21 protein-coding genes are annotated in these 22,932 nt (G+C 51.1%); 11 read left to right on the top strand and 10 right to left on the bottom strand.

Annotated elements, in window-relative coordinates:
- Nucleotides 1-108: 108 nt before the first annotated feature.
- The 3 genes from X474_RS07330 to X474_RS07320 all read right to left on the bottom strand — a co-directional run bounded on the left by X474_RS07330 (nucleotide 109) and on the right by X474_RS07320 (nucleotide 2,920).
- Nucleotides 109-732: a tetratricopeptide repeat protein gene (locus tag X474_RS07330; RefSeq protein ID WP_044347814.1), complete on the bottom strand. Its 624-nt coding sequence runs from the start codon at nucleotides 730-732 to the stop codon at nucleotides 109-111.
- Between the two features lie 196 nt (nucleotides 733-928).
- Nucleotides 929-2,284 (bottom strand): TrpB-like pyridoxal phosphate-dependent enzyme, encoded by a 1,356-nt coding sequence (locus X474_RS07325; RefSeq protein WP_044347812.1) that lies wholly within the window; start codon nucleotides 2,282-2,284, stop codon nucleotides 929-931.
- A 315-nt stretch (nucleotides 2,285-2,599) separates the two neighbouring features.
- A complete protein-coding gene (locus X474_RS07320) occupies nucleotides 2,600-2,920 on the bottom strand; it encodes a hypothetical protein (RefSeq protein WP_044347811.1) in 321 nt (106 codons plus the stop codon).
- Nucleotides 2,921-3,178: 258 nt separating this feature from the next.
- On the opposite strand from X474_RS07320, the gene X474_RS07315 reads away from it, so the two are divergent.
- Together X474_RS07315 and clpB are read left to right on the top strand one after the other, a co-directional pair.
- Nucleotides 3,179-3,934 (top strand): RNA methyltransferase, encoded by a 756-nt coding sequence (locus tag X474_RS07315; RefSeq protein ID WP_197282015.1) that lies wholly within the window; start codon nucleotides 3,179-3,181, stop codon nucleotides 3,932-3,934.
- Between the two features lie 369 nt (nucleotides 3,935-4,303).
- The gene (gene clpB / locus X474_RS07310; protein WP_044347810.1) at nucleotides 4,304-6,889 is read left to right on the top strand and encodes an ATP-dependent chaperone ClpB; all 2,586 of its coding nucleotides are present in this window, start codon (nucleotides 4,304-4,306) and stop codon (nucleotides 6,887-6,889) included.
- A 107-nt stretch (nucleotides 6,890-6,996) separates the two neighbouring features.
- On the opposite strand, the gene X474_RS07305 is transcribed toward clpB, so the two are convergent.
- The 3 genes from X474_RS07305 to X474_RS07295 all read right to left on the bottom strand — a co-directional run bounded on the left by X474_RS07305 (nucleotide 6,997) and on the right by X474_RS07295 (nucleotide 8,909).
- A complete protein-coding gene (locus X474_RS07305) occupies nucleotides 6,997-7,776 on the bottom strand; it encodes an ATP-binding protein (RefSeq protein ID WP_044347809.1) in 780 nt (259 codons plus the stop codon).
- A gap of 73 nt (nucleotides 7,777-7,849) precedes the next feature.
- A complete protein-coding gene (locus X474_RS07300) occupies nucleotides 7,850-8,149 on the bottom strand; it encodes a (2Fe-2S)-binding protein (protein ID WP_052514972.1) in 300 nt (99 codons plus the stop codon).
- Between the two features lie 136 nt (nucleotides 8,150-8,285).
- Nucleotides 8,286-8,909, bottom strand: a complete 624-nt coding sequence (locus X474_RS07295) for a DUF3786 domain-containing protein (RefSeq protein ID WP_052514971.1) — start codon at nucleotides 8,907-8,909, stop codon at nucleotides 8,286-8,288.
- Nucleotides 8,910-9,135: 226 nt separating this feature from the next.
- Between X474_RS07295 and X474_RS07290 the strand changes: the two genes are divergently transcribed.
- Nucleotides 9,136-9,852: a Smr/MutS family protein gene (locus X474_RS07290; protein WP_044347916.1), complete on the top strand. Its 717-nt coding sequence runs from the start codon at nucleotides 9,136-9,138 to the stop codon at nucleotides 9,850-9,852.
- Nucleotides 9,853-9,886: 34 nt separating this feature from the next.
- Here the strand turns inward: X474_RS07290 and X474_RS07285 are convergent, their stop codons facing one another.
- Nucleotides 9,887-10,264, bottom strand: a complete 378-nt coding sequence (locus X474_RS07285; protein WP_156360664.1) for a type II toxin-antitoxin system HicB family antitoxin — start codon at nucleotides 10,262-10,264, stop codon at nucleotides 9,887-9,889.
- A 214-nt stretch (nucleotides 10,265-10,478) separates the two neighbouring features.
- Between X474_RS07285 and X474_RS07280 the strand changes: the two genes are divergently transcribed.
- From X474_RS07280 to X474_RS07270, 3 genes are all read left to right on the top strand, one after another.
- Nucleotides 10,479-11,279, top strand: coding sequence for a hypothetical protein (locus X474_RS07280; protein ID WP_156360663.1), 801 nt, complete (start codon nucleotides 10,479-10,481; stop codon nucleotides 11,277-11,279).
- Between the two features lies 1 nt (nucleotide 11,280).
- Nucleotides 11,281-11,901 (top strand): hypothetical protein, encoded by a 621-nt coding sequence (locus X474_RS07275; RefSeq protein WP_044347804.1) that lies wholly within the window; start codon nucleotides 11,281-11,283, stop codon nucleotides 11,899-11,901.
- Nucleotides 11,902-12,062: 161 nt separating this feature from the next.
- Nucleotides 12,063-12,767: a DUF1847 domain-containing protein gene (locus X474_RS07270; protein ID WP_044347803.1), complete on the top strand. Its 705-nt coding sequence runs from the start codon at nucleotides 12,063-12,065 to the stop codon at nucleotides 12,765-12,767.
- A 60-nt stretch (nucleotides 12,768-12,827) separates the two neighbouring features.
- On the opposite strand, the gene cysS is transcribed toward X474_RS07270, so the two are convergent.
- Together cysS and X474_RS26045 are read right to left on the bottom strand one after the other, a co-directional pair.
- The gene (gene cysS / locus X474_RS07265) at nucleotides 12,828-15,146 is read right to left on the bottom strand and encodes a cysteine--tRNA ligase (RefSeq protein WP_044347802.1); all 2,319 of its coding nucleotides are present in this window, start codon (nucleotides 15,144-15,146) and stop codon (nucleotides 12,828-12,830) included.
- Between the two features lie 340 nt (nucleotides 15,147-15,486).
- Complete coding sequence (locus tag X474_RS26045; protein WP_156360662.1) at nucleotides 15,487-15,651, bottom strand: hypothetical protein; 165 nt, start codon at nucleotides 15,649-15,651, stop codon at nucleotides 15,487-15,489.
- Between X474_RS26045 and X474_RS07260 the strand changes: the two genes are divergently transcribed.
- The gene (locus tag X474_RS07260) at nucleotides 15,650-16,132 is read left to right on the top strand and encodes a MarR family winged helix-turn-helix transcriptional regulator (protein WP_044347801.1); all 483 of its coding nucleotides are present in this window, start codon (nucleotides 15,650-15,652) and stop codon (nucleotides 16,130-16,132) included. The two genes, X474_RS26045 and X474_RS07260, sit on opposite strands and share 2 nt — an antisense overlap.
- Here X474_RS07260 and X474_RS07255 read toward each other — a convergent pair.
- Complete coding sequence (locus X474_RS07255) at nucleotides 16,129-16,716, bottom strand: hypothetical protein (protein ID WP_044347800.1); 588 nt, start codon at nucleotides 16,714-16,716, stop codon at nucleotides 16,129-16,131. The two genes, X474_RS07260 and X474_RS07255, sit on opposite strands and share 4 nt — an antisense overlap.
- A 298-nt stretch (nucleotides 16,717-17,014) precedes the next feature.
- On the opposite strand from X474_RS07255, the gene gyrA reads away from it, so the two are divergent.
- From gyrA to X474_RS07235, 4 genes are all read left to right on the top strand, one after another.
- Entirely contained in the window at nucleotides 17,015-19,543 is a 2,529-nt protein-coding gene (gene gyrA, locus X474_RS07250; RefSeq protein ID WP_082464212.1) for a DNA gyrase subunit A, read from the top strand.
- Nucleotides 19,503-20,555, top strand: coding sequence for an NAD(P)H-dependent glycerol-3-phosphate dehydrogenase (locus X474_RS07245; RefSeq protein WP_231688300.1), 1,053 nt, complete (start codon nucleotides 19,503-19,505; stop codon nucleotides 20,553-20,555). The genes gyrA and X474_RS07245 overlap by 41 nt, the downstream gene beginning before the upstream one ends.
- A 268-nt stretch (nucleotides 20,556-20,823) precedes the next feature.
- Nucleotides 20,824-21,243 (top strand): archease, encoded by a 420-nt coding sequence (locus X474_RS07240; RefSeq protein ID WP_044347799.1) that lies wholly within the window; start codon nucleotides 20,824-20,826, stop codon nucleotides 21,241-21,243.
- A gap of 51 nt (nucleotides 21,244-21,294) precedes the next feature.
- Entirely contained in the window at nucleotides 21,295-22,719 is a 1,425-nt protein-coding gene (locus X474_RS07235) for an RtcB family protein (RefSeq protein WP_044347798.1), read from the top strand.
- Nucleotides 22,720-22,932: the final 213 nt, after the last annotated feature.

Here is a 22,932-nt window from a genome sequence, read left to right as displayed (position 1 = left end):
AGTTACTTGCTTTTTTAAAATGATTGGAAAGTGGCTATTATCTGGAATTGTATATTTTTCAAATAGGTGAGCCCCGTTTAGTCCGGCGTTTTTCTTTATAGACAACAGTTAATGATAAGAACTGGGATAAGGGGGAGGGTCGGGCAAGGGCCCCATGGCCGAATGGCGCTTTCTTTGTCTGGCCGGGTTGGCCAATCTGGCTTCCAATTCGGTCAGGCGCTTCCAACCTCGATCCTCGTCTTCCGAAGCAAGATCGGCCCTTAAATAATTTTGCATATCTTTTACAGCATGCTTCAGATCACCTTGCTCCTCGAAAACCACACTTCTTGACCAAAAAAACATATAGGCATTTGGTCTTAGTTTTATTGCCTTCTCAAAATCAAGCAAGGCTAATTTCAATTTTCCTTGGGCATGCCAAGCCCGGCCTCGGGCATGATAGGCAAAAGCCGGTTCCGGGGTCAACTCTATGGCCTTTGAAAAATCTTTTACTGCCAAAGAATACCTGCCTGAATCACGGTAAGCAGCACCCCTTATGTAGTAGGCCAGGGAAAGATTTTGCACCGAAAGAGTTTGTGATTTTATTGCCTTGTCTGCTTGTTCCAGAGCAAGATGCAGGTTCCCCTCACTGTCGGCCAGTAAAGCTGCGTCCAGGTTTTTCTTGCCGTCGGCATGGGCAAAATTGGCTATGGCGATCAATATAGTAAAAGAAGCAAATAGTCCGAAAAACTTCATATAACCTCCGGACTTTTTCTCTTTATCTATCTTCAGTTAGTTAAAGATTAACCCCAATTCCTAAAAAAACCAAGTGCTAAACCTTTATTTTTATACTTAAAAATTTAAGGGTAAAGAGGGATTGGGCCCTCTTTACCCTTTTAAAATGTCTCTAATTTTTTTTTAGGGTCTTAATTTAGCCCTGAATCACACAACCTCAGCCTATTTGGGGTAAATGGCTCAAGGCCTGTTCCACCAGCTCTGTGGGATATTCATAGTCTGAAAGCTGCCCGGCCAGGTAGGCGTCATAAGCGGCCATATCAAAATGCCCGTGCCCGCTCAAGTTAAACAGGATAACCCGTTCCTTACCTTCCTCCTTGGCCCTTATTGCCTCATCCACGGCCGCTTTTATGGCATGGGTTGATTCCGGAGCGGGGACCAGGCCCTCACTCCTGGCAAACAAAAGCCCGGCTTCAAAGCAGCCGGTCTGGCCATAGGAGATGGCCTCCACCAGGTTGTCTTTAACCAGGCGGCTGACCAGGGGGGCCATGCCGTGATAACGCAGGCCGCCTGCGTGGATGCCCGGAGGCACAAAGGTATGCCCCAGGGTGTGCATCTTCACAATGGGGGCCATTTTCCCGGTGTCGCCATAATCATAGGCATATACACCCTTGGTCACGGTTGGGCAGGATCCTGGCTCCACAGCCAGGATACGTACATCCATTCCCGCCATCTTCTCCCGGATATAAGGGAAGGCCAGACCGGCAAAGTTGGACCCGCCGCCCACGCAGCCGATCACCACATCCGGATTTTCACCCAACAGCGCCATCTGCTTGAGGGCTTCTTCACCGATTATGGTCTGGTGAAGGCATACGTGGTTTAAAACCGAACCCAGGGAGTAATTGGTGTCTTTATTATTGACGGCGTCCTCCACCGCCTCGGTGATGGCCATGCCCAGGGTTCCCGGGGTGTCCGGGTATTCTTCGCGGAACCTTCTACCGGCCTCGGTCTGGTCTGAAGGGCTGGGGTAGATGGAGGCTCCCCAGGTATTGATCAGTGATTTGCGATAGGGTTTTTGCTCATAACTGATCCTGACCATGTAGACCGTGCATTCCAGACCAAAAAAATTGGTGGCCATGCTTAGGGCGCTTCCCCATTGGCCTGCTCCGGTCTCGGTGGAAAGACGCTTGATCCCGGCCTGTTTATTATAATAAGCCGAAGGCACCGCAGTGTTTGGCTTATGGGACCCGGCCGGGCTTACCGACTCGTTTTTGTAATAAATTTTGGCAGGTGTCCCCAGGGCCTTTTCCAATCTTGTCGCCCTTTGCAAAGGCGTTGGCCTCCACAGGGCATAAATATCCAAAACTTCTTGCGGAATTTCCCACCAGCGTTGGGGGCTCATCTCCTGTTCCAACAGATTCATGGGGAAAATAACGTTCATCTGCTCAGGCGTGGCGGGCTCGTTGGTAGCCGGATGTATCGGCGGGGCCAGGGGATTAGGCATATCCGCCTGGATGTTGTACCACCGCTTTGGCATATCTTCGGTTTTCAAATCGACCCTGATCTGCTCCATTTTGTTTTCCTTTCCGGTTATTCTGGCCGGGGGATCTCTTCCCGTCCGGGAAACAAAAAAGCGGGCCTCCTTCTAAAGGAGGCCCGCTTGGTATTCGGTCTGGATGTATTTATTCAGCTAAGAAATCAGACCTTAGGACGCACCTCCCCTGGGTGAGCCACGCCACCACCACCAAAGATTAATGCATGCCTGAGGTCTAATTGAGTTCACCTTGAGATCCATTTTATATTATGGCTGTCAAGACAGTACCAGAGCGCCAACCATAGTGTCAACACCCACCATAAATTGATTATTAATCAAATGCGCAAATAATTCTTAAACCAGGTCAACCCCCTTGGGACCGTCCATGATCTTCTCATCCTCGGGATTATTTTTGTTCCAGAACTCCTTAAGGGCCTGCGCCCTATCATGGTCAATGCCCTTTATCCTGCTTCCCTCGTAAACCAACCAGCTCATGGTGGGGCGGGTGGGCAGATAGGAAGCTTCCACCTGCTCCACTATTTCCTTTACCGGGTAATCAAAAAGCATATCTATGGCAGCGTAAAGCGTGGCAACCTTGATCTGATAATCACCCTGGCCGCTTTCCATATCAAATGCGGCTCGCTCCACATTTTGCCAAGCTGTTTTTATATCCATGCCGGACGCATCCTTTCTGAAAAAACCTCAGATGACCACTTGCAAAGCTTCCCAGCCTAGAGTACCAGTAGCAAAACAATCTTTTAAAAGCGGAGCTAGGCCTGCTATAACAGGAATCACTCCCATACCAGAGTGTGAGAAGCCTTTACAGAATCGTGGCTTATGCTGTAAAAAGCCTGATTGCCGTAAACGGCGATAAGCCATATCACAAGAACTCAGGCCTTTTGTGCAAACACAAATCCTCCAGGCGAGTGTGACTTGGAAACAGATATCTTACAAGCCTTTTATGTGGTGCTGGTCAGACCCCGTTTTCCGGAAAACATAGGCGCAGCGGCCAGAGCGGTGGCGAACATGGGCCTGGGAGGCCTGAAACTGGTCAGCCCGGAAAGGATGTGGCCCGTGCCTATGCAACGCCTGGCCACTGATCAGGGCAAGCCCGTTCTGGAGGCAATGGAAGTTTACACCGGCCTCAAACAGGCGCTGGCCGAATGCAAGGGCGCCATGGCCACCACAGCCCGCCTGGGAACCAAAAGGGGCCGCCTTCTCTCCCCCCGGACCGCGGCGCCGCAAGCCGTAAAACAAGCCCACAACGGCAAATTCGCTTTAGTTTTCGGCCCGGAGGACAGGGGGCTCACCACCGAGGAAGTGGATCTTTGCAACATGACGGTGCGCATCCCGACTTCCGAGTCTTCTTCCCTTAACCTGGCCCAGTCGGTGATTGTTCTGGCCTATGAGATACGCATAGCCACGCTCCAGGAAGAAAACCACCATTCGGCCCTGGCTGCAACCTCCTTTCCCAAGCCTGCCAGCCTGGAGGAAAAAGAAGCCCTGAAGGAACATTTAAAAGAAGCCCTTTTGGCCATAGGTGTATTACGTAAAAGTAATCCCTCCCATTTTTTCAGGCCCTTTAAAAACGTATTGGACAGGGCGGGTCTTTCTTCCCGGGAAGTAAGAGCTTTACGAGGCATTGCCCGCCAGGTTCTCTGGCTTCACCGTCAAATAAAAAACAAATAACCGTATTTAAACCTGGCTCCATTTTTACTGAAAAGGTAATTCAGGCAAAAATCCGTTCTATTCCAGTCAAAATGCCCTATCAATTTAACTTACTGAAAAAACACTTCTTTTCCAGCAAATATTCCATTGCATATTGAAACCACGACTTGTTGATCTTAACTTGAAATGTGGTTGGGAATAGATGAAGGGGTGTTAAGAAAATATCTGTTATTGATTTTTACGGTTTAATTTATTTTTCTTTTTTTGTTCACCCCCTTTTATTACGCCCACTCAATCTTAGATTCTTTTTTGTTAATAGGGTTCTTAAAGTCCCTTTGATTTTTTGCTTAACTGAAAAGGCAAAGTACGTATCCGAAAGGAGAACAATATATGAGACTGGACAAACTGACTGTAAAAGGCCAGGAAATTCTACAGGCTGCCATGGCCATGGCCGAGAAGCAGGGCAATCCCCAGATTGAACCTGTGCACCTCTTGGCTCAGGTCCTGGCCATAAGCGAAGAAGTGGCCAAACCCATTATCGGTAAACTGGGCGTCAATCAGAACCGGCTTGATGAAGAGCTTAAAAACGCCCTGCAAAAACTTCCCCAGGTCAGGGGGGCTGCCCAACAGGTGGTGCTCTCCGGCCCCAGCCGCCAGGTGATTCAAAACGCCGAGGAGGTGGCTGAAAACTTAAAAGACGAATACACCAGCGTGGAACACCTTCTCCTGGCCCTGGCCCAGTCCCAGGACCCGGCCGGTGAGTTGCTGAAGTCCCACGGTGTAACCCCGGACGCCGTCATGGGTGTGCTCAAGGATATAAGGGGAAATCAAAGGGTTACAGACCAAAACCCCGAGGACAAATACCAAGCGCTTAAACGGTTCGCCCGGGACCTCACCGAAGACGCCTCCCACGACAGGCTGGACCCGGTCATCGGCAGGGACGAAGAGATCAGACGCGTGATCCAGATTCTGAGCCGCCGCACCAAAAACAACCCGGTTCTGATCGGCGAACCAGGCGTGGGCAAGACCGCCATTGTGGAGGGCCTGGCCCAGCGCATAGTGGCCGGAGATGTACCCGAAGGCTTAAAAGATAAGCAGGTGGTGAGCCTGGACATGGGGGCCTTGATCGCAGGGGCCAAATACCGGGGAGAATTTGAAGACAGGCTCAAGGCGGTCTTGAAGGAGGTTGTGGAGGCCGCGGGCAGAATCATCCTCTTTATCGACGAAATGCACACCTTGGTCGGCGCGGGCAAGGCCGAAGGAGCCATGGACGCGGGGAATATGTTGAAACCGCCTTTGGCCAGGGGAGAGCTTCGCTGCGTGGGAGCCACCACCACCAAGGAATACCGCCAGAACATAGAGAAGGACGCTGCCCTTGAAAGGCGTTTTGCTCCGGTTATGGTGGGCGAGCCCAGTGTGGAAGACACGGTGGCCATCCTGAGGGGCTTAAAGGACAAATACGAAGTGCACCACGGGGTGCGCATCAAGGACTCTGCCCTGGTGGCAGCCGCCACCTTGAGCGACCGTTATATCACCGACCGCTTTTTGCCGGACAAGGCCATTGACTTAATCGACGAGTCGGCCAGTAAGCTCAAGATAGCCATTGACAGTCTGCCCGCCGAGCTGGACAGCCTGGAAAGGCGCATCATGCAGCTCACCATTGAGAGCGAGGCCCTTAAAAAGGAGTCTGACCAGGCCAGTGCGCGCCGCCTGGATAAGGTCCAAGATGAAATAAAAGAGCTGAGCGGTGAACGTGACGAAATGCGGGCCCGCTGGGAAGAGGAAAAACAGATCATAGGCAGTATCAGAAAGGCCAAGGAAGAACTGGACCTGATGGGGGGCCAAATCGAAAAGGCCAAAAGGGAAGGTGACCTCACCTTAGCCTCTGAGCTGCAATACAGCCGCTTGCCCCAGCTGCAGAAACAGCTGGCCCAAAGCCAGGAGGAGTTGAGCGAGCTGCAGGGCCAGGGCTCCATGCTGAAAGAGGAAGTCGATTCCGAAGATGTGGCCCAGGTGGTGGCCAAGTGGACCGGCATCCCGGTTGACAAGCTTTTAGAGGGCGAGCGCGAAAAGCTGCTGAACATGGAAGAGCGCATTGCCCAAAGGCTGGTGGGCCAGGAAGAGGCGGTCGAGGCGGTGGCCAACGCCGTGCGCAGGGCCCGAAGCGGTTTGCAGGACCCCAACCGGCCCATTGGCAGTTTTATCTTCATGGGCCCCACCGGTGTGGGCAAGACCGAACTGGCCAGGGCTTTGGCGGAATTCATGTTTGACGATGAGCAGGCCCTGATTCGCCTGGACATGAGCGAATTCATGGAAAAACACGCCGTGGCCAGGCTCATCGGCGCACCTCCGGGTTATGTGGGCTATGAAGAGGGAGGCTATCTCACCGAAGCCATACGCAGACGCCCCTACAGCGTGGTTCTGTTTGATGAGATCGAAAAAGCCCATCCGGACGTCTTCAACGCGCTTCTACAGATCTTGGACGACGGAAGGCTCACAGACGGTCAGGGCAGGACTGTGGACTTTAAAAACGCCATCCTGATCATGACCAGCAATATCGGCAGTGAGTTTATCCAGGAAATGAACACGGTAGAGCAAAGGCCCAAGATGGAAGGGGCGGTAATGCAGGCTCTACGCTCGGCCTTTAAGCCGGAATTCCTGAACCGGGTGGATAATGTGGTGATCTTCCACAGCCTGGACCGGGAGCAGATCGGCAAGATCGTCAAGATTCAGGTGCAAAGGCTGAACCGGCTTCTGTCCCAAAGGGGGCTTAAGCTCACTATCAGTGACCAGGCTCTGAATCTCCTGGCCGACCTGGGCTATGATCCGGTCTACGGAGCCAGGCCCTTGAAAAGGGCGCTCCAGGTTCACTTGCAGGATCAGCTGGCAGTAAAGCTCCTGGACGGCACTTTTTCAGAGGGGGACAGCATCCTGGCCGATGTGGAAGGCAACAAGCTGGTGTTCAGCAAGCAATAACCCTTAGGCTTGAACCCTGCCGGGGCCTTACCGAATACTATTTATTAAAAAACCCCGTCGACCTTGGGTCGGCGGGGTTTTTCAGCTCAAACTAAGCTTTATAAAAATCAGGCTTGATCTCCATTTTGAGCCAAAAGCTTGTCCGCCATCTCATCGATGGTCTGCATGGCTTTTCCCGCCTTTAAGGCCGGGCTCACGGCCTCCATGTCGGCCTCTATAATATCCTGATCATAGGACATAAAGCCCAGGAACTCAAAATCACTCATGGCTTTTTCCAAAAACTCGCGGTCTTTTTCGCCCCGGATTTTGTTGCCCACTACATAGATATGCTGAACGCCCAGATCGGCCGCCAATTTCCTTATGGTGTGGGCTGTATCCAGGGAACGGCGGCCCGGCTCCACCACCACCACCAAGGCGTCCACAAAACGGGAGGTTCCCCGGCCCAGATGCTCCAGACCGGCCTCCATATCCATTATCAGGGCCTCTTCCTTGGAAAGCACCATATGGGTCATCAGGGCCTTGAGCATGGTCGAGGCAGGGCAGATACAACCTATGCCGCCGCTTTTCACCGTGCCCATGACCAAAAGCCGCACCCCATTATTCTCCACACTGAGCTTTTCAGGCAGATCGTGCACCGTGGGGTTGAGCTTGAAAAAAGTTCCCAAAGCGCCGCCCTCACTGTCGGTGCGCTCTTCAATCAGGTTCTTCATGTCACCGACCGGGACTATCTTTTCATAACCGGGCATACCCAGGGCCTGGCCCAGGTTGGCGTCCGGATCTGCATCCACAGCCAGAACCTGCATGCCCCTTTTGGCCAGATTGCGGGCCAAAAGGGCGGAGAAAGTGGTTTTGCCCACTCCTCCTTTTCCGCTAACTGCTATTTTCATAAGGCACTCCTTAACTCAAAAACATCTGGAACCTGCAAATTTTTCCGGCAAGGTCGCTTTCAGGAACCTGGACTCAGGCATAAATCGCGAGCATCTTCAACAGGTCCAGTTCGCAGCTCCTGCCCAGGGGATTTTTATCCCGGCACTGGTTGGCACGCCCCGCACCGGTCATCACCTTTAAAAGCGGCAGGGAATCCGCTCCCTGAGCTATGGCCTTTACCACCATTTCCTTGGTCACCCCGGCACAGGGACAAAGCACTGTAGACCCCGGCAGGGCTGCCCAATCAGGCATGTCGCAGGGAAAAACCACCTCATCGGCATTGGTATCGCACCCACAACCACATGAGCAGCCTTCATGACAATGATTTTCCATGTTTACCCTCCCCGATCCGGCTTCCTTAAAAAGTCCCGGGCCATATATTCAAGATTTTAGATAGGCTATTTGGGCCTCATATGAAAAAATAGTCACTGACTAGCCATTTATCCAGCCCTCAAGGAAATTGACCTGATTATCCGCGGCTCATTGCCATGATTTTATAAATAGGCAGGCCGGCCACCAGGGCAATGTCCTCAGTGGGTAAGAAACCGGCCACGGTCTTATCAAACAGCACGTTTCCGTCAGCCGGGAACTCATCATCGCCCGCCCATAGCTGAAATAAAATCGGCACCTTGGGGAATGCCCAAACCACCACGGCAGCATCGGCATTCACACCTTCGATCGGCTCTCCGCCGACCTTGGGAGCCATTTCAAGCAAATATTGAGGTCTCTCACCGAAAAAACCCACCAAAGGCTGCTTGGCCCTTCTCACAAAGGCGGACCAGTAAAACTCTCCCGAGGGAACCTCCCGGTAAGTTATCCATTCATTGGCCAGAGGCTTGTCTTCCGCAGTCTCCAGATAATGCAGAATCAAGGCCTGCTCAGGCAGGGGAATTTCAGGGCCCTCATCCAGGGCGTGCACACTCCAGGGGTCTCTCTCAACCCGTACAGGCCGGCCATAATAAGTGAGTTCCAGGGCCTTACCGTCTTCATCAGCCTTGGCCCCGGCCCGTTTGGCCACCTCGATCAGGTTCCGGTTGGCCAGCTTTTCGGCGGAGATATCAAAACTCATCTGATAATCGTCTACTTTAGCCATTATTCCAAGCTCCACATCCGGGAAACAAAAAATCTGAAATCAATAACCGGCTAAGGTTATTCCCCTCATTTTGGTTCAGGCGCCCTTAAGGGCAGAGATAAGAAGTCGGATTTAGCAGTTCTTGTTTTCCGCCCCAAGGCTTATAAGGGTACCATGCTAACTTGGGCCGGCTTTTATGTCGAGGTTTGTTTGCCCTAAACCCGCATATGGGGTTATGATTGGTCGCATGGCAAAAAAGAAAAAGAAAAAAAACAAGCAAAATCAAAATGCCGCAAAGGATCATCCCTTTAACAGCCCCTTTGCCGTGCTGAAAAAACAGATCAAGGTGGCGGACGCCTCTCCCGGGTCCAGACCAGTCGCCCCGACCCCAAAACAAGATGCAAATCAAGCGGATGACGAAGATCTGTTTGAAAGGGCCATGCAAGGAGTGAATCCACTGGCAAATTCAAACAAGGCCACGGTCCCCAACGAACATCCCAAAAATTCGGTTAAGATCCATTCTCAAGTGGATGAAGACCTTGAGACCCTGGCTCAATTGGCCGACCTTATCAGCGGCAAGGAGCCCTTTGACCTGAGGTTGACCGGGGATTTTGTCTCCGGCGCAGGGCCGGCAGTGGGGCCTCAATTGCTTGAACGACTGGCCGAGGGGGAGTTCCCGATTCAGGACTACCTGGACCTGCACGGCTTAAGCGCAGCAGACGCCTTAAGCGAAGTGGAGTCTTTTCTGGCCTCTTGCGCCACCAGGAACCTGCGCCATGTACTTATTGTCCACGGCAAGGGAACCGGCTCAGTGGGCGGTGTGCCGGTGATCAAAAACGCGCTGGCCAAGGTTTTGACCCACAAACGCCTGCTTAAAAGAGTGCTGGCCTTTTGTACTGCCAAGCAGATGGACGGAGGCGCGGGAGCCATGTACGTGCTTTTGCGGAAATGGCAAAGACCCTGAAATTCTCTAAAAAAGTCTAATGACCCTAGGTTGCTTATTTTTTGCCCAAAACCCCTAAAGCACGCAGGGCCGAGGCCTTTTGGGTTTTTTCCAGGCCCAGGTAACGGACCAGGGCCCGACGGTCCGGTTCCAGCATGACCAACTCCGTTCCGGGAGGCTCATCTTCATCGGCAATCAACCTCTTGGGGTCAGATGGCCTGGGCAAATCCCGACCACCGACGGCATACTTCAATATCTCGGCAGTGAGAATCTCAGAGCCTGCCTTGACCGCAGCTTCCCGGGTAATTCCAAAGGCTTTTAATTCAGCGAAATTAGGAAAAATCACCTCCATGCCCCCTTCCGGAACCGGCCAAAGCACGGCTGGATAGGGAGCCAGTCGGTCCATAAACCTTACTTTTTCAAGTTTTGTCATTCTAACGGCCAAGGCCAACACTCCGCCTTATAAGGAAAAATTATTTTTTCTGCGTAATGTGAAGCGCAGGTTATTTGTTTTTCTATCCGGTAATTTATGTTAGCTTTTAAAATACTCGCAAGCTACTAAACCTTACCAATCTTTTTCCCGACAGGAAAACCAGATTTTGAGGGGTTATTACCGCTATAATCTGCTATTTTGGGGCATTTTTATAATGCTCCTTTTCAGCCACGTGATTTATCTGGGCCACTTCCTGGGCTGGAAATTTTTTAACACCCTTTTACTTCAATTGGATCACCAAAGCGGCTGGATTTCCCTGGTCTGCATGCTTATCTGCCTGCTTTATGTACCAAGAAAAAAGAAGCTCTTCACCTGGGGCAAGGTTCGTTTATGGTACCGGCTCCATGTCGCCTTTGGGCTGGCAGGTTCAATCTTAGCCCTTTTCCACGCTTATGGGGATTTCTATGGCCTGGGAGGTATTTTACTGCTGGCCTGCTGGCTGGTAATGGCCAGTGGCATTATCGGCCATTTTATTTATCGCCGACTACCGGACGAAGTGGGGCACAGAACCGAAGAGAGGGAAACTATTCTAAAAAAACTCCATGAAATTAAAGGGATAATGGAGGTGCAGGCCAAAGAGGTTCAAGAATTGGAATCACAACTGGGAAAAGCCGGCCCACTTTCCGACTATTCTGAGCAAAAGAAGATCCATCTGCCCCGCCCCACCTTGGGGCAACATATATCCCGCATAAAATCCCTTTGGGGAGAGTACCGCGCAAGCAGCGCCCAGACCAGGAAATTGGCCGCGGAAGTGAAAAAACTGGCGGGCTTTGAAAAGCGAAGTTTAGAGCTGCGCAAGACCCAGGCACTTCATCTTTTACGTCTGGAGAACGACACCAGGAACTTTTTGGTTTTAAATGAAGTTTATTCTCTATGGAAAAAAGTCCACGGACCCTTGAGCTATTTCATGTGGTGGGTTCTGGCTATGCATATTTTCGCCTGGATCTATTATTAGTATGAAAAAGTTCTTCCTTCACCCTCTCTTTTTCATTGGCCTTGCTCTATTAATCTTCAGCCTGGTTGATGAAACCCTGCTCATGCCGGACCATTTGAGTACAGCCCACGGCAGTTTGGAAAACAACTGCAAGGCCTGCCATCCCGGATTCAAGGGTACTCCCGATTCCAATTGCCTTGCCTGTAAAGGGAAGATGAGTCTGGTCCTGGAAACCGGCATCCATAAATACGCACCAGTTAAAAAATGCTCTGGATGCCACCAGGAGCACCTGGGTAAAAACTACCCCATTGCCGAGGCCTGGATCGACCCGGTTAATTTCAATCATAATTGGACCGGCTTTGACCTCTCGCCTTTTCATCTGAATCTTGCCTGCACGGACTGCCACCAGGCCAAGGGCAACTATCGCCACACACCTAGACAATGCGGGAAATGCCATCGTGATTTCAAACCTGGCCTGTGGAACCATGCCAAGGTTGGTTGCCGGTTGACACCTCCTCATAAAGACCTTCCCTGCCGGAATTGCCACACCAAGGGCTGGGGCGGCGACAAACAGCCAACCTGCAGCCAATGCCACCCGCCAAACACTTACAAACCCCGTATGGCCTGCGCCTCAAAAGACTGACCCTTTAAGCGACCCCTGATTTAAGCCGCCTTTTTTCCTGATTGAAATGCCTTTACCGATATCCGCCTTGGGAATAGTTATAATAGCTCCTTCCCATGGCTTTTGGGTATTGGTAATATTCCCCTGATATCCACGGTGTATAATTGCGAAAGGAAACAAATATGAGCTCGGACAAAAAAGAGCATCTGCCCTCATGTGCTGCTTTTGCTTACGAAAATCCAAACAAGATCTGTGTTTCTGAAAACGGAACTCCAGCCAAAGGCTGTCCCACCCTTACCAAGAAAAAGGTCCTGGCCGAAGCTAATAAAGAATATGAAGACCCCGGCATAAAGGAATTCGCCCACCAGGCCAGCGCCCAGGAGGCCTCTGCCTATGCCAACCGCGGCCAATCCGACTACGTGCTTCAGCCAGCCAAGACCCGTATCCAGGAAATATGTGAATTTGCCCACCGCATGGGATACAAACGCCTGGGGATGGCCTTTTGCGTGGGCCTGGCCAAGGAGGCCATGGCCGTAGAGGAAATCTTTAAAATTCACGGATTTGAAGTAGCCAGTGTATGCTGTAAGGCTGGCCGCACTCCCAAAGAGGTTCTCGACCTTAAGGTAGACGAAACTATCCGCTATAATACCGAAGAATCACTTTGCAACCCCATTTTCCAAGCCAAGGCCCTCAATGACTCGAAGACTGAATTCAACGTGCTTCTGGGGCTTTGCGTGGGGCATGATTCTTTATTTTTCAAATACGCCGAAGCTCCGGTGACAGTGCTGGCAGCCAAGGACCGGGTGACCGGGCATAACCCGCTGGCTCCGATTTATCAGACAAACTCCTATTATCAGAAACTCAAACACCCTGAGGTGTTGAAGTAAATAAACAGCCGCCAACAGGACTCAAGCCTGTTGGCGGCTGATCATGAACCTAGCAAGAACTCAATTTCTTTTCCAGATCGGCCCTGCCTGGCTGTCTGAAATTTCGATCCCCTGGGCAGCCAATTGCTCCCTGATGGCGTCTGCCTGGGCGTACGCGCCTTGCGTGCGCAACTCCTCTCTTTTTTGAACCAGCCTCTCCACCTCTTGATCCGTATCGGGCGTTTTAAAATCCATCACTCCCAGGATATGGTTGATGCCTCTCATGAAGCTCAATACTTTTCTAAGCTGCCTGGCATCCAGTTTTCCCTGGCTTAAAAGGTGGTTTATCTTTTTCATGAATGCAAACAGATGCCCCATGGCCCCGGGGAAATTCAGATCGTTATCCATGGCCTGTTGGCAGCGGCTTTTGGCCTCATAAATTATCTGGTCCAAATCCAAAACCGTGTCACCGGCGGGCCAGGTGGCTAAAGCATTTACAAAACGATTCAGCCTTTCCACCGTCTTGCTCGCCAGGGCCAACCCCTTTTCACTTACATTGAGCACCTTGGAGTAATGCTGGCTCATCAGCCAGTAACGCACCGCCGCGGCGGAAAAGCTGTCTGCCAAAAGATCCCTGAAGGTAAGGTCAGCCCCGGTGGGACGGGATACCTTGCGGCCATCGGCCATCACCACCTCTGAATGAAGCCAGATGTTGGCCATGGGCTTGCCGTTCAAAGACTCGGTTATGGCGATTTCATTATCACCATGGGGGAAAATAAGATCCCGGCTGGCCATGTGAATATCAAAGGTGGGCCCCAGATGACTGGTGGCCATGGCCGCGCATTCCACGTGCCAACCCGGCCTCTGGTTGCCCCAAGGTGTTTTCCAGTAGATCCCAGCCTTGAGTTCAGCCAGGCTGGCCCGCTTGAACAAAGTGAAATCGCGGGGGTTTTCTTTTTCATAGTAGTCAAAGTCGACTGTTTTACCCTTTTGAGAGGCGTTCAAATCAACATTGGAAAGCTTGCCATAGGCAGGAAAGCGGCTGATGTTGAAATAAACCGAACGCAGCTTTTCATAGGCCAGGCCCCGGTCCAGAAGCTCTCTGGTGGTCTCTATCATCTCACCTACATGTTCACTGGCCTTGGGGTAGTCGTGGGCGGGCTTGATCCCCAAGGCGTTCATGTCGGCAAAGAAAACCTCTTCCCAGTGGGAAGTGAAGGAATCCAAATCCCCGCCCTCTTTAAGGCATTGATTAACCGTGCGATCGTCGATATCAGCCAGGTTAATGACAAGCTTCACCCCAAAACCTCTGAACTCCAGGTACCGGCGAGTGAGATCAGCCAGGACCATTCGCCTGGCCAGACCCAGGTCCGCAGGGCCGTCAAGGCTGGGTCCGCAGGCATATATACCCACATGGCCCGGGCGCACAGGCACCAGGTCTTCAATTTTGCTGGTAAGGGTGTTGTGGAATTTAAGGGGAACCGGCACCTTTTCAGAAACAAAAAGCGGTGTGCTTAAGTAACGCTCTCCCCCGTCCGGTAAAATCGCAATGATCAGGCCTTTGTCCAGGCCCTGGGCCAGCGAAAGCGACGCCCTCAGGGCGGCGCCTGCACTCATACCTACAAATATGCCCTCTTCCCTGGCCAGGCGGCGGGCTGTTTCATAGGCTGCATCGTCATCCACGTGCACAACCCGGTCCATTTCCCGCGGGTTGTAAATACCCGGCGGATAGGACTCCTTCATGTTTTTCAGGCCCTGGATTTTGTGCCCCTGAAAAGGCTCAACCGCCACCACCCGAACCTGGGGAGCCAGCTCGGAAAAACGCCTCTTAAGGCCCATGACCGTGCCTGTAGTGCCCATGGCGGCCACCACATGGGTGACCCTGCCTTCAGTGGCCTGCCAGATTTCATCGGCGGTGCCGTCTTTATAATGGGCCTGCCAGTTGTTGGGATTGTTGTATTGATCCACCAGAAAATAGGTTTCCGGTTCCTCCCTGGCCAGTCGATAGGCCTCCTCGATAGCACCGTCTGTGGCCATATGCGCCGGAGTAAGCAGGATCTCGGCTCCATAGGCCTTTAATATCTTCTGTCTTTCAAGGGAGGCGGACTCGCTCATCACAAAAAGCATGCGATAGCCCTTTACCGCGCAGGCCATGGCCAGGCCAATGCCCGTATTGCCGCTGGTGGGCTCCAAGACTATCTTGTTTTTTGTGAGTTCACCTTTTTGCTCAGCCGCTTCAAGCATACAACACGCAGGCCTGTCCTTAATGGAGCCACCGGGGTTCATGAATTCCAATTTGGCGTATATCTGAACCTTCTGGTTTTCATTAAGACGGTTGATCCTGACCAGGGGCGTCCGGCCGATCAACTGCAGGATGCTGTCTGCCATGCGCAATGTCATTTAACGTTCCTTGCTGATTCTTAACAAGAAGGTGACTGCTTTATCCGAAAACAATAAAAAATCCTTAATCTTTTAGGCCTTTTCCAAAAAGGTTTGATTTTCCTTGTCTCTCCCATCCCAAGAGGCCCCTAAAAAGCCCAAGGGTAAAACCGGTGATTAATCTATTTACTGTAGCCCTACACTAAAGCTGTTACAAGCTACAACAAATATGCAAATTACAGGTTATGAAAAATTTTTTTGTACTCAACTGTTTTTATTGACTTTTTATAAGCGTCGCTTTCATTTTTCTTTGTTTTTCAAGGCCCTTAGCCGCCCTCACCTCGTTTTCAGGAGAATATATTCAACTAAGTTTAATATTTTTCTTACCTAAAATCCTTTTTCCATAAGCCTTGATATCCGAACAGCGATTTAATAAAGCTAATTTCATATTTCCCTGGTTTTTAAATGGTTTTTTTACTAAACTCAATTTATCAAGTCTATAAACCATCAAGTTGGAGAAAATCATGACTACAGCTCCAGCGAACCAATCCGGACATATCCCCTCCAACATACCGCCTGAAAAGGTAATTTTACGCATTGAGGAACTTTACAGGGAGTTGGATGCCCTTAAACGCCAAAAGGCCCGCCTGGCAGGGTTGCAGCCCGGTTTATTAAACCTGCTTTGGTTTGTCTGCGAAAATCCGGAAAAGGGGGTAACCGTAACCCGGGCGGCACAGCATCTCGGCATCAGCCCCCAGGCCCTTAGCAAACCGATAAACAGATTGTTGGATAAGGGAATGATCAAGAGAAGCGTGGATGAAAAAGACCACCGGGCAAGAAGAATACTCCCCACCCCTCTTGGCAGGAAAAAGGCGGCCCTGGCCGGGGAATTGACCCAGGCCGCCCAAATGCAGATTCAAAGCGAAATCCCCGCGGTAAATATCGCCGTTTTGGTGCTGGATCGACTGATCTCAGCCCTTAAAAAGGCAGGCAAGAATTTCGCCTAATTTGTTTTGGCTGCGGCCTTGATCACAAGTGGCAACCTGGTCTCAGCCTTTTGCTTGCTCACCTTATCGGTAACCACCAGGCGAACAACGTAATCCCCCGGCTCGGCTCCGCTTAAATTCAAGGTGATCGTCAGCATGAACTCACGGTTAGGCACCAAGCTGCGCATGGTTGTCTTTAAAAAGCCCTCTCTGCCGAAAAGGACACCGCCGTCTTTGTCGGAGAGATATAGGTCCACATCAAAACCAAAGGAAAAAACCCCTTTTTTATTTCTCACCATCTTATAAAAACGGGGCTCCAGATAGATATATATAGGCTCTCCCTCGGTGGGATAGATATTGTCCGGCCTTTTGTTATACACCCCGAAACCGGTAGCTTTTCCCTTGGTGTAAAAAACATTGCGCAGACTAAAAGGAGCCTTTAACCAGATCGACAGGGCCGCCTGGTCCACCGTTTGGAAGGCCTTTTCATAATCTCCATTTTTAACTTGTTGGATTCCCTTGTTAAGTAAGTCTGCCTCCTCTAAAGCCCAAGCCGGAACCGCCAAAAGAAAAATTCCAATTAAGCCGATTAAGATCTTTTTCATAATTCAAAAAACCCCTTCCCTGATCGATTATCTTCAATCTTCCCACCCAATACGCCTCATGAGCAAGTTATTTCAGGCTGTTTGCCCCAACAGCACCGGATTGCTTTTGTTCTGGGTAGGTTGTATACTTCGCCAGTTAGTCTAGACGTCAACTCGCACTTAATCACTGAGTCATCCGAGACCTCTCGGCGGTGAAACTCTCTTTCAGAGACAGCAGACATTGAATGTCTTTTCGCCATAGCCGCATATGGCTCACTCATATTAAGTTGCTAACCCTAAAACACGAGTAGAAAACACCTTGCTGCCAACTGACCAGAGGAAACAAGACGTCCTCCTAGAGGAAGAGATAAAACGTTCATTCCTGGATTACGCTATGAGCGTAATCGTAAGCCGTGCCTTACCAGATGTCAGAGACGGCTTGAAACCGGTTCACAGGCGCATACTGTTCGCCATGCGCGAACTCAGGAATGATTATAACAAGCCTTATAAAAAATCCGCCCGTGTGGTTGGTGATGTTATCGGTAAATATCACCCCCATGGCGATTCGGCGGTTTATGACACCATGGTGCGTATGGCCCAGGATTTCGCCATGCGCTACCCATTGGTGGACGGGCAGGGTAACTTTGGATCCGTTGACGGTGATTCCGCCGCGGCCATGCGTTACACCGAAGCCCGCATGGCCAAGATCACCCAGGAATTCTTGCAGGACATTGAAAAAGAAACCGTCGAGTTCGTAGACAACTACGACGGCTCCCTGCAGATGCCTTCAGTGCTGCCCACCAAAATACCGAACCTTTTGATTAACGGTTCCAGTGGTATAGCCGTGGGTATGGCCACCAACATTCCTCCCCACAACCTGGGCGAGGTGGCCAGGGCCGTGGTGGCTGTTGTGGATAACCCCAATATCAGTATCGACGAGCTGCTCCCGCTTGTCCCGGGTCCGGACTTCCCCACCGGGGGCTTTATTCACGGCACCGAAGGGATCAAAAAGGCCTACCGCACCGGCCGCGGCATAATTCAGATACGGGCCAGGGCCAACATTGAAACAGCGGCCCGGGGCAAAAAGACCTCCATTGTGGTCACAGAGCTGCCTTACATGGTCAACAAGGCCAAGATGCTCGAGCGCACTGCCGATCTGCTAAAAGATCGTAAAATCGAGGGCATAAGCGATATTCGAGATGAGTCCGACCGTGACGGCTTAAGAGTTGTCTTTGATCTCAAACGGGACGCACAGCCGCAGGTGGTCTTGAACCAGCTTTACAAATACACCCAGATGCAAGGTTCTTTCGGAGTCAACCTTCTGGCCATTGTAAACAACAGGCCCGAGCTTTTAAACCTCAAGAGAATCCTGAGCCTTTTCATAGAGCACCGCAAGGAAGTCATCTTAAGGCGCACAACCTTTGACCTGCGCAAGGCCGAGGCCAGGGCCCATATTCTGGAAGGCCTTAAGATCGCCCTGGACCATATCGATCGGGTCATCGCCTTGATCAGAGGGTCTGAGACCCCGGCCATTGCCAAGGATGCCTTGATAGCCGAGCTGAGCCTTTCCAAGGCCCAGGCAGACGCCATTTTGGAGATGCGCCTGCAACGCTTGACCGGCCTGGAGCGCGATAAGATCGATGCCGAATACCGGGATCTGATCAAGCTCATTGCCGAACTCAAGAGCATTTTGGCCAGCGACGAAAAGGTGAAAAGCATTATCCGCCAGGAGACCATGGCCGTTTCCGATGCCTATGGCGACGAAAGGCGCACCGAGATCATCGCCGCAAGCACTGAAATTGAGATGGAAGACATGATAGCCGAAGAGGAGATGGTGGTTACGATGACCCACAGCGGGTACATCAAGAGAAGCCCCATCAGCCTTTATCGCTCCCAACTGCGCGGCGGCAGGGGAAAACGAGGCATGGATACCAAAGAGGAAGACTTTGTATCCAGCCTGTTTGTGGCCTCCACCCACAGCTATCTCCTTGTATTCACAGCAATGGGCCGCCTCTATTGGTTAAAGGTCCACGAACTGCCCCAGGGCGGAAGGGCCACCAAGGGCAAGGCCATTGTGAACCTTCTTAATCTGTTGCCCGGAGACACGGTTTCAACCGTGCTGGTGGTCAAAGAATTCAGCGACGACAAAGAAGTCTTCATGGCCACCCAAAAAGGCACAGTCAAGAAGACCAACCTGGATGCCTTCTCCAGGCCCAGAAGCGGCGGCATCATTGCCATTAACCTGGCCGAGGACGACTATCTGGTAGCCGTGCGCCTCACCGACAAGGAAATGGAAATCTTCCTGGCCACACAAAACGGCCAGGCTATCCGCTTCTCTGAAGAAAAAGTCCGCTCAATGGGGCGCACCGCCGCAGGCGTAAAGGGTATTGACCTTTCAGGTGACGACGCCGTGGTTGCCATGGAGGCCATAGCAGGCACTCCGACTATTCTCACCGTCACCCAAAACGGGTACGGCAAACGCACCATGCTGGAAGAATACCCCTTGCGCAACCGGGGCGGTAAAGGGGTCATAACCATCAAGACCACCGAAAGAAACGGTCTTGTGGTTGGCGCGCTTGTGGTGGAAGACGAAGACGAAATCATGATGGTCTCTGAACAGGGGAACATTATCCGCACCAAAGTAGGCGGCATAAGCGTTATCGGCAGGAACACCCAGGGTGTGAAACTTATCAACCTGAGCTCAGGTGAAAAGCTGGTGGCGGTGGCCCGGCTGGCCGAGTCCGAGGAGAATGGTAAAGACCAGCAAGACGATGAGCTTCAACCCCGGCTGACTGAGCCCGAGGAGAATGGTAAAGACCAGCAAGATGATGAGCCCCAACAGTCCTAAAAACGGTTTACTAAAGGTCTGCGTGTTGGGAGCCGGTTCCTGGGGAACTGCCCTGGCCGCGCATCTGGCCAAAGTGGGGCACCATGTCACCATCTGGGCTTATGAAGCTGAAGTGGCGGAGTCTATTAACCAAGACCACGAAAATACAGCCTTTTTGCCGGAAATAGAGCTGCCGCAAAACTTAAAGGCCAAAAATGACTTGGGCCAGGGGCTTATTGATGCGGATATGGTTTTAATGGTAATGCCGAGCCATGTGTACCGCACGGTGCTTAAAGAGGCCATGCCTCACCTGCCCAAAGAGGCGCCTTTGGTCTCCTGCGCCAAGGGTATTGAAAAAGGCACCGGCTTTACCATGTGCAACCTGGCCAAGGACCTTTTGCCCGGGGAGCACCACGAACAACTTTGCTGTTTATCCGGCCCCAGCTTTGCCCGGGAAGTGGCCAAAAGCGTCCCTACAGCCGTCACAGTGGCCGCAGTGGATCAGGCTATGGCCCAAAGGGTGCAGGATGCGTTTGCCTCGCCCTGGCTCAGGGTCTATACCTCGACGGACCTTGTAGGCATAGAGTTGGGCGGAGCCGTAAAAAATCCCCTTGCCATTGCGGCAGGCATGTGCACAGGGCTGAACGCCGGGCATAACACCCTGGCAGCCCTTATAACAAGGGGATTGGCTGAAATGACCAGGCTCTCACTCGCCATGGGCGGACGCCTTGAAACCCTCTCCGGTCTGGCCGGTTTGGGTGATCTGGTCCTTACCTGCACCGGCGAACTTTCCAGAAACCGTACTGTGGGCGTGCGCCTGGGCAAGGGTGAAAGTATTTCCCAAATAACATCTTCCATGCGCATGGTGGCTGAAGGCGTACACAATACAGACACAGTGCTTGACCTCGCTCAAAGTCTGGGTGTGGAGATGCCGATTGTGGACGCCGTACACCGGGTCATACACAGTAAAATCACTCCGGCCAAGGCCCTGGAAGAACTCATGACTCGAGACTTAAAGCCTGAACATTACTAATATTTTCTGAGATTCTATTTATACGGACCCAGGGCTTTAGCCCTGGGTCCTTTATATTTAACGATTCCTTTCAAATTTTTCCCGGCCGTAGACCGCCTGAAATTCCGTTTTGATATTTTTCTCAGATCAGTTGGTTTTTAAAAAAACACCGATTCGTGGCGCTATCCATAGCCCCGGGCCTTACTTTTTGTTAAATCTTGAATAAAGACCTGAAAAATAGGCGCTGGCTTGGGTTGGTTCCATTTTTCGGAACCACAAAGGAGTTTTCATGGACCAAACTTGGGGGGTAAAGCCGCATACAGCGGATATTTGCCTTTGGGCCAAAGGAAAAAGTATCGAAGAGTTATTTATAAACAGCGCAACAGCCTTGATGGAATATTGCTGCACTCCCTCAGAAAACAACCTTATCACCACTAGAGAATTTAGACTTAAAGCTCCGGACAATATAAGCCTGTTAATTTACTTTTTAAACGATATTTTGTACTTGTTAGAAGTTGATTACCTTATTTTTAATGAAGTAGAAAACCTTGAAATTCAAAATAATAAATTGCGAGCTACTCTAATTTTTAGCCTTCAGTCACCAGAGCTGTTAAGGATTAAGCATCCGGTAAAGGCTGTAACCCTTCACGAGGCTGTAATTAAAAAATCCGGAGTTTGGTTCAAAGCTTACTTCATCCTTGATCTTTAGAAGGGATAAAACAAAAAATTACCCACAGTTTATACCAATTTAAGGATACTTATGAAACAAAATTCACCCCATGAATGGGTAATAAAAACGGACGCCCAAGGCAAGATCAGGGCGGTCCTGATTGCTGACCAACAAATAATAGACTCAATAAAACAAGATGGCACCTTAAAACAACTATCCTCTGTTGCCTGGCTGCCCGGTATTTGCGAACCTGCTTTAGCTATGCCCGATGCCCATCAAGGATATGGTTTCCCCATTGGTGGGGTAGCAGCTTTCTATCCAGAGACAGGGGTTATTTCACCCGGAGGAGTAGGCTATGACATCAATTGCGGAGTAAGACTCTATCGCACAAATCTTGATATACAAGAAATTAAATCTCAGCAGTTAAAACTTTTAGCGGATGCTCTTTTTCAAAACATTCCAGCCGGGTATGGTCACGGTAAAGGTCTTAAGTTAAATCAAAAAGACCTGAACATGGTTTTTTTAAAGGGTTCAGCCTGGCCGATAAGCCAGGGAATGGGTGAAATTTCCGAAATCGACTATTCGGAGGCCAATGGCCGCCTTTCTCCGGCCGACCCGGAGAAGGTGAGCGAACGGGCCAAAACCAGAGGCATCACCCAGTTGGGCACCTTAGGCGGCGGGAACCACTTTTTAGAGTTGGCGAGAGTGGATGAAATTTATCAAAAGGAAGCTGCCGGTGCCATGGGGCTCAAGAAGGGCCAAATTGTCCTTTGGCTGCATTCCGGTTCCAGGGGATTGGGGCATCAGGTCTGTGATGACTATCTCAGGCTGTTCGGTTCCAGCCCTGAGGCCATTCATCAAAAAGACCGGCAACTGATCTCAGCCCCCATCAATTCCCGAATCGGTCAGGACTACCTGGCAGCCTTGGGCGCGGCCGCCAACTTTGCCTTTGCCAATCGTCAGGTTTTGGCCTGGTTGGCCAGAGAAACTATTCAACAGTCACTGAAGATCGGGCCAAGGGATTTGGGGTTAAGTTTGGTTTATGATGTGGCTCACAATATCGCCAAGCTGGAGACTCACAATATCTCCGGCCGCCCCACCCGTCTTTTGGTTCACAGAAAAGGGGCCACCCGCGCCTTGGGTCCCGGGCATCCGGAGCTGCCTGCCCAATATCAGGCTGTTGGTCAGCCGGTGCTGTTACCCGGAGATATGGGCCGGGCAAGTTTTGTGTTGGTTGGAAGTAGAAAAGCCCAGGAAAAAACCTTTGCCAGTTCCGCTCATGGAGCCGGGCGCAGGTTAAGCCGCACCCAGGCAAAAAAATTGGCCAAGAACAGAAACCTGATCCAGGAACTGTTGCAAAGCGGTGTTCAGGTGCGTTGCCAAAACCCCAAGTCCCTGGCCGAAGAAATGCCCCAGGCTTACAAGGATGTTCATATTGTGGCTAAAATTCTGGACGAGACCGGCATAGCGCCCATGGTGGCCAAGACAGTCCCCCTATTGGTTATTAAAGGATAGTAGAGGTTTCTTAGAAGCTCGTTTTATAAAATGACCAAATGGTCATAAATTGGGATCTAAATTTTTATTTTTGTACTCATGCTAAATAACAAGTTATTTTTTAATTAGGGTGCTATCGAACTCGTTTTTTAAACCCTCTCTTTTTTAGAACCAAAAATTAGAAACTGGCTGCCTGTTGGCAAAACAGCCGCCAGGAAAACTTAAAGAAAAGCC

This window comes from Dethiosulfatarculus sandiegensis (genome assembly GCF_000931935.2).
Lineage (GTDB): Bacteria > Desulfobacterota > Desulfarculia > Desulfarculales > Desulfarculaceae > Dethiosulfatarculus > Dethiosulfatarculus sandiegensis.
This window is presented reverse-complemented; position numbering and strand designations above follow the sequence as displayed.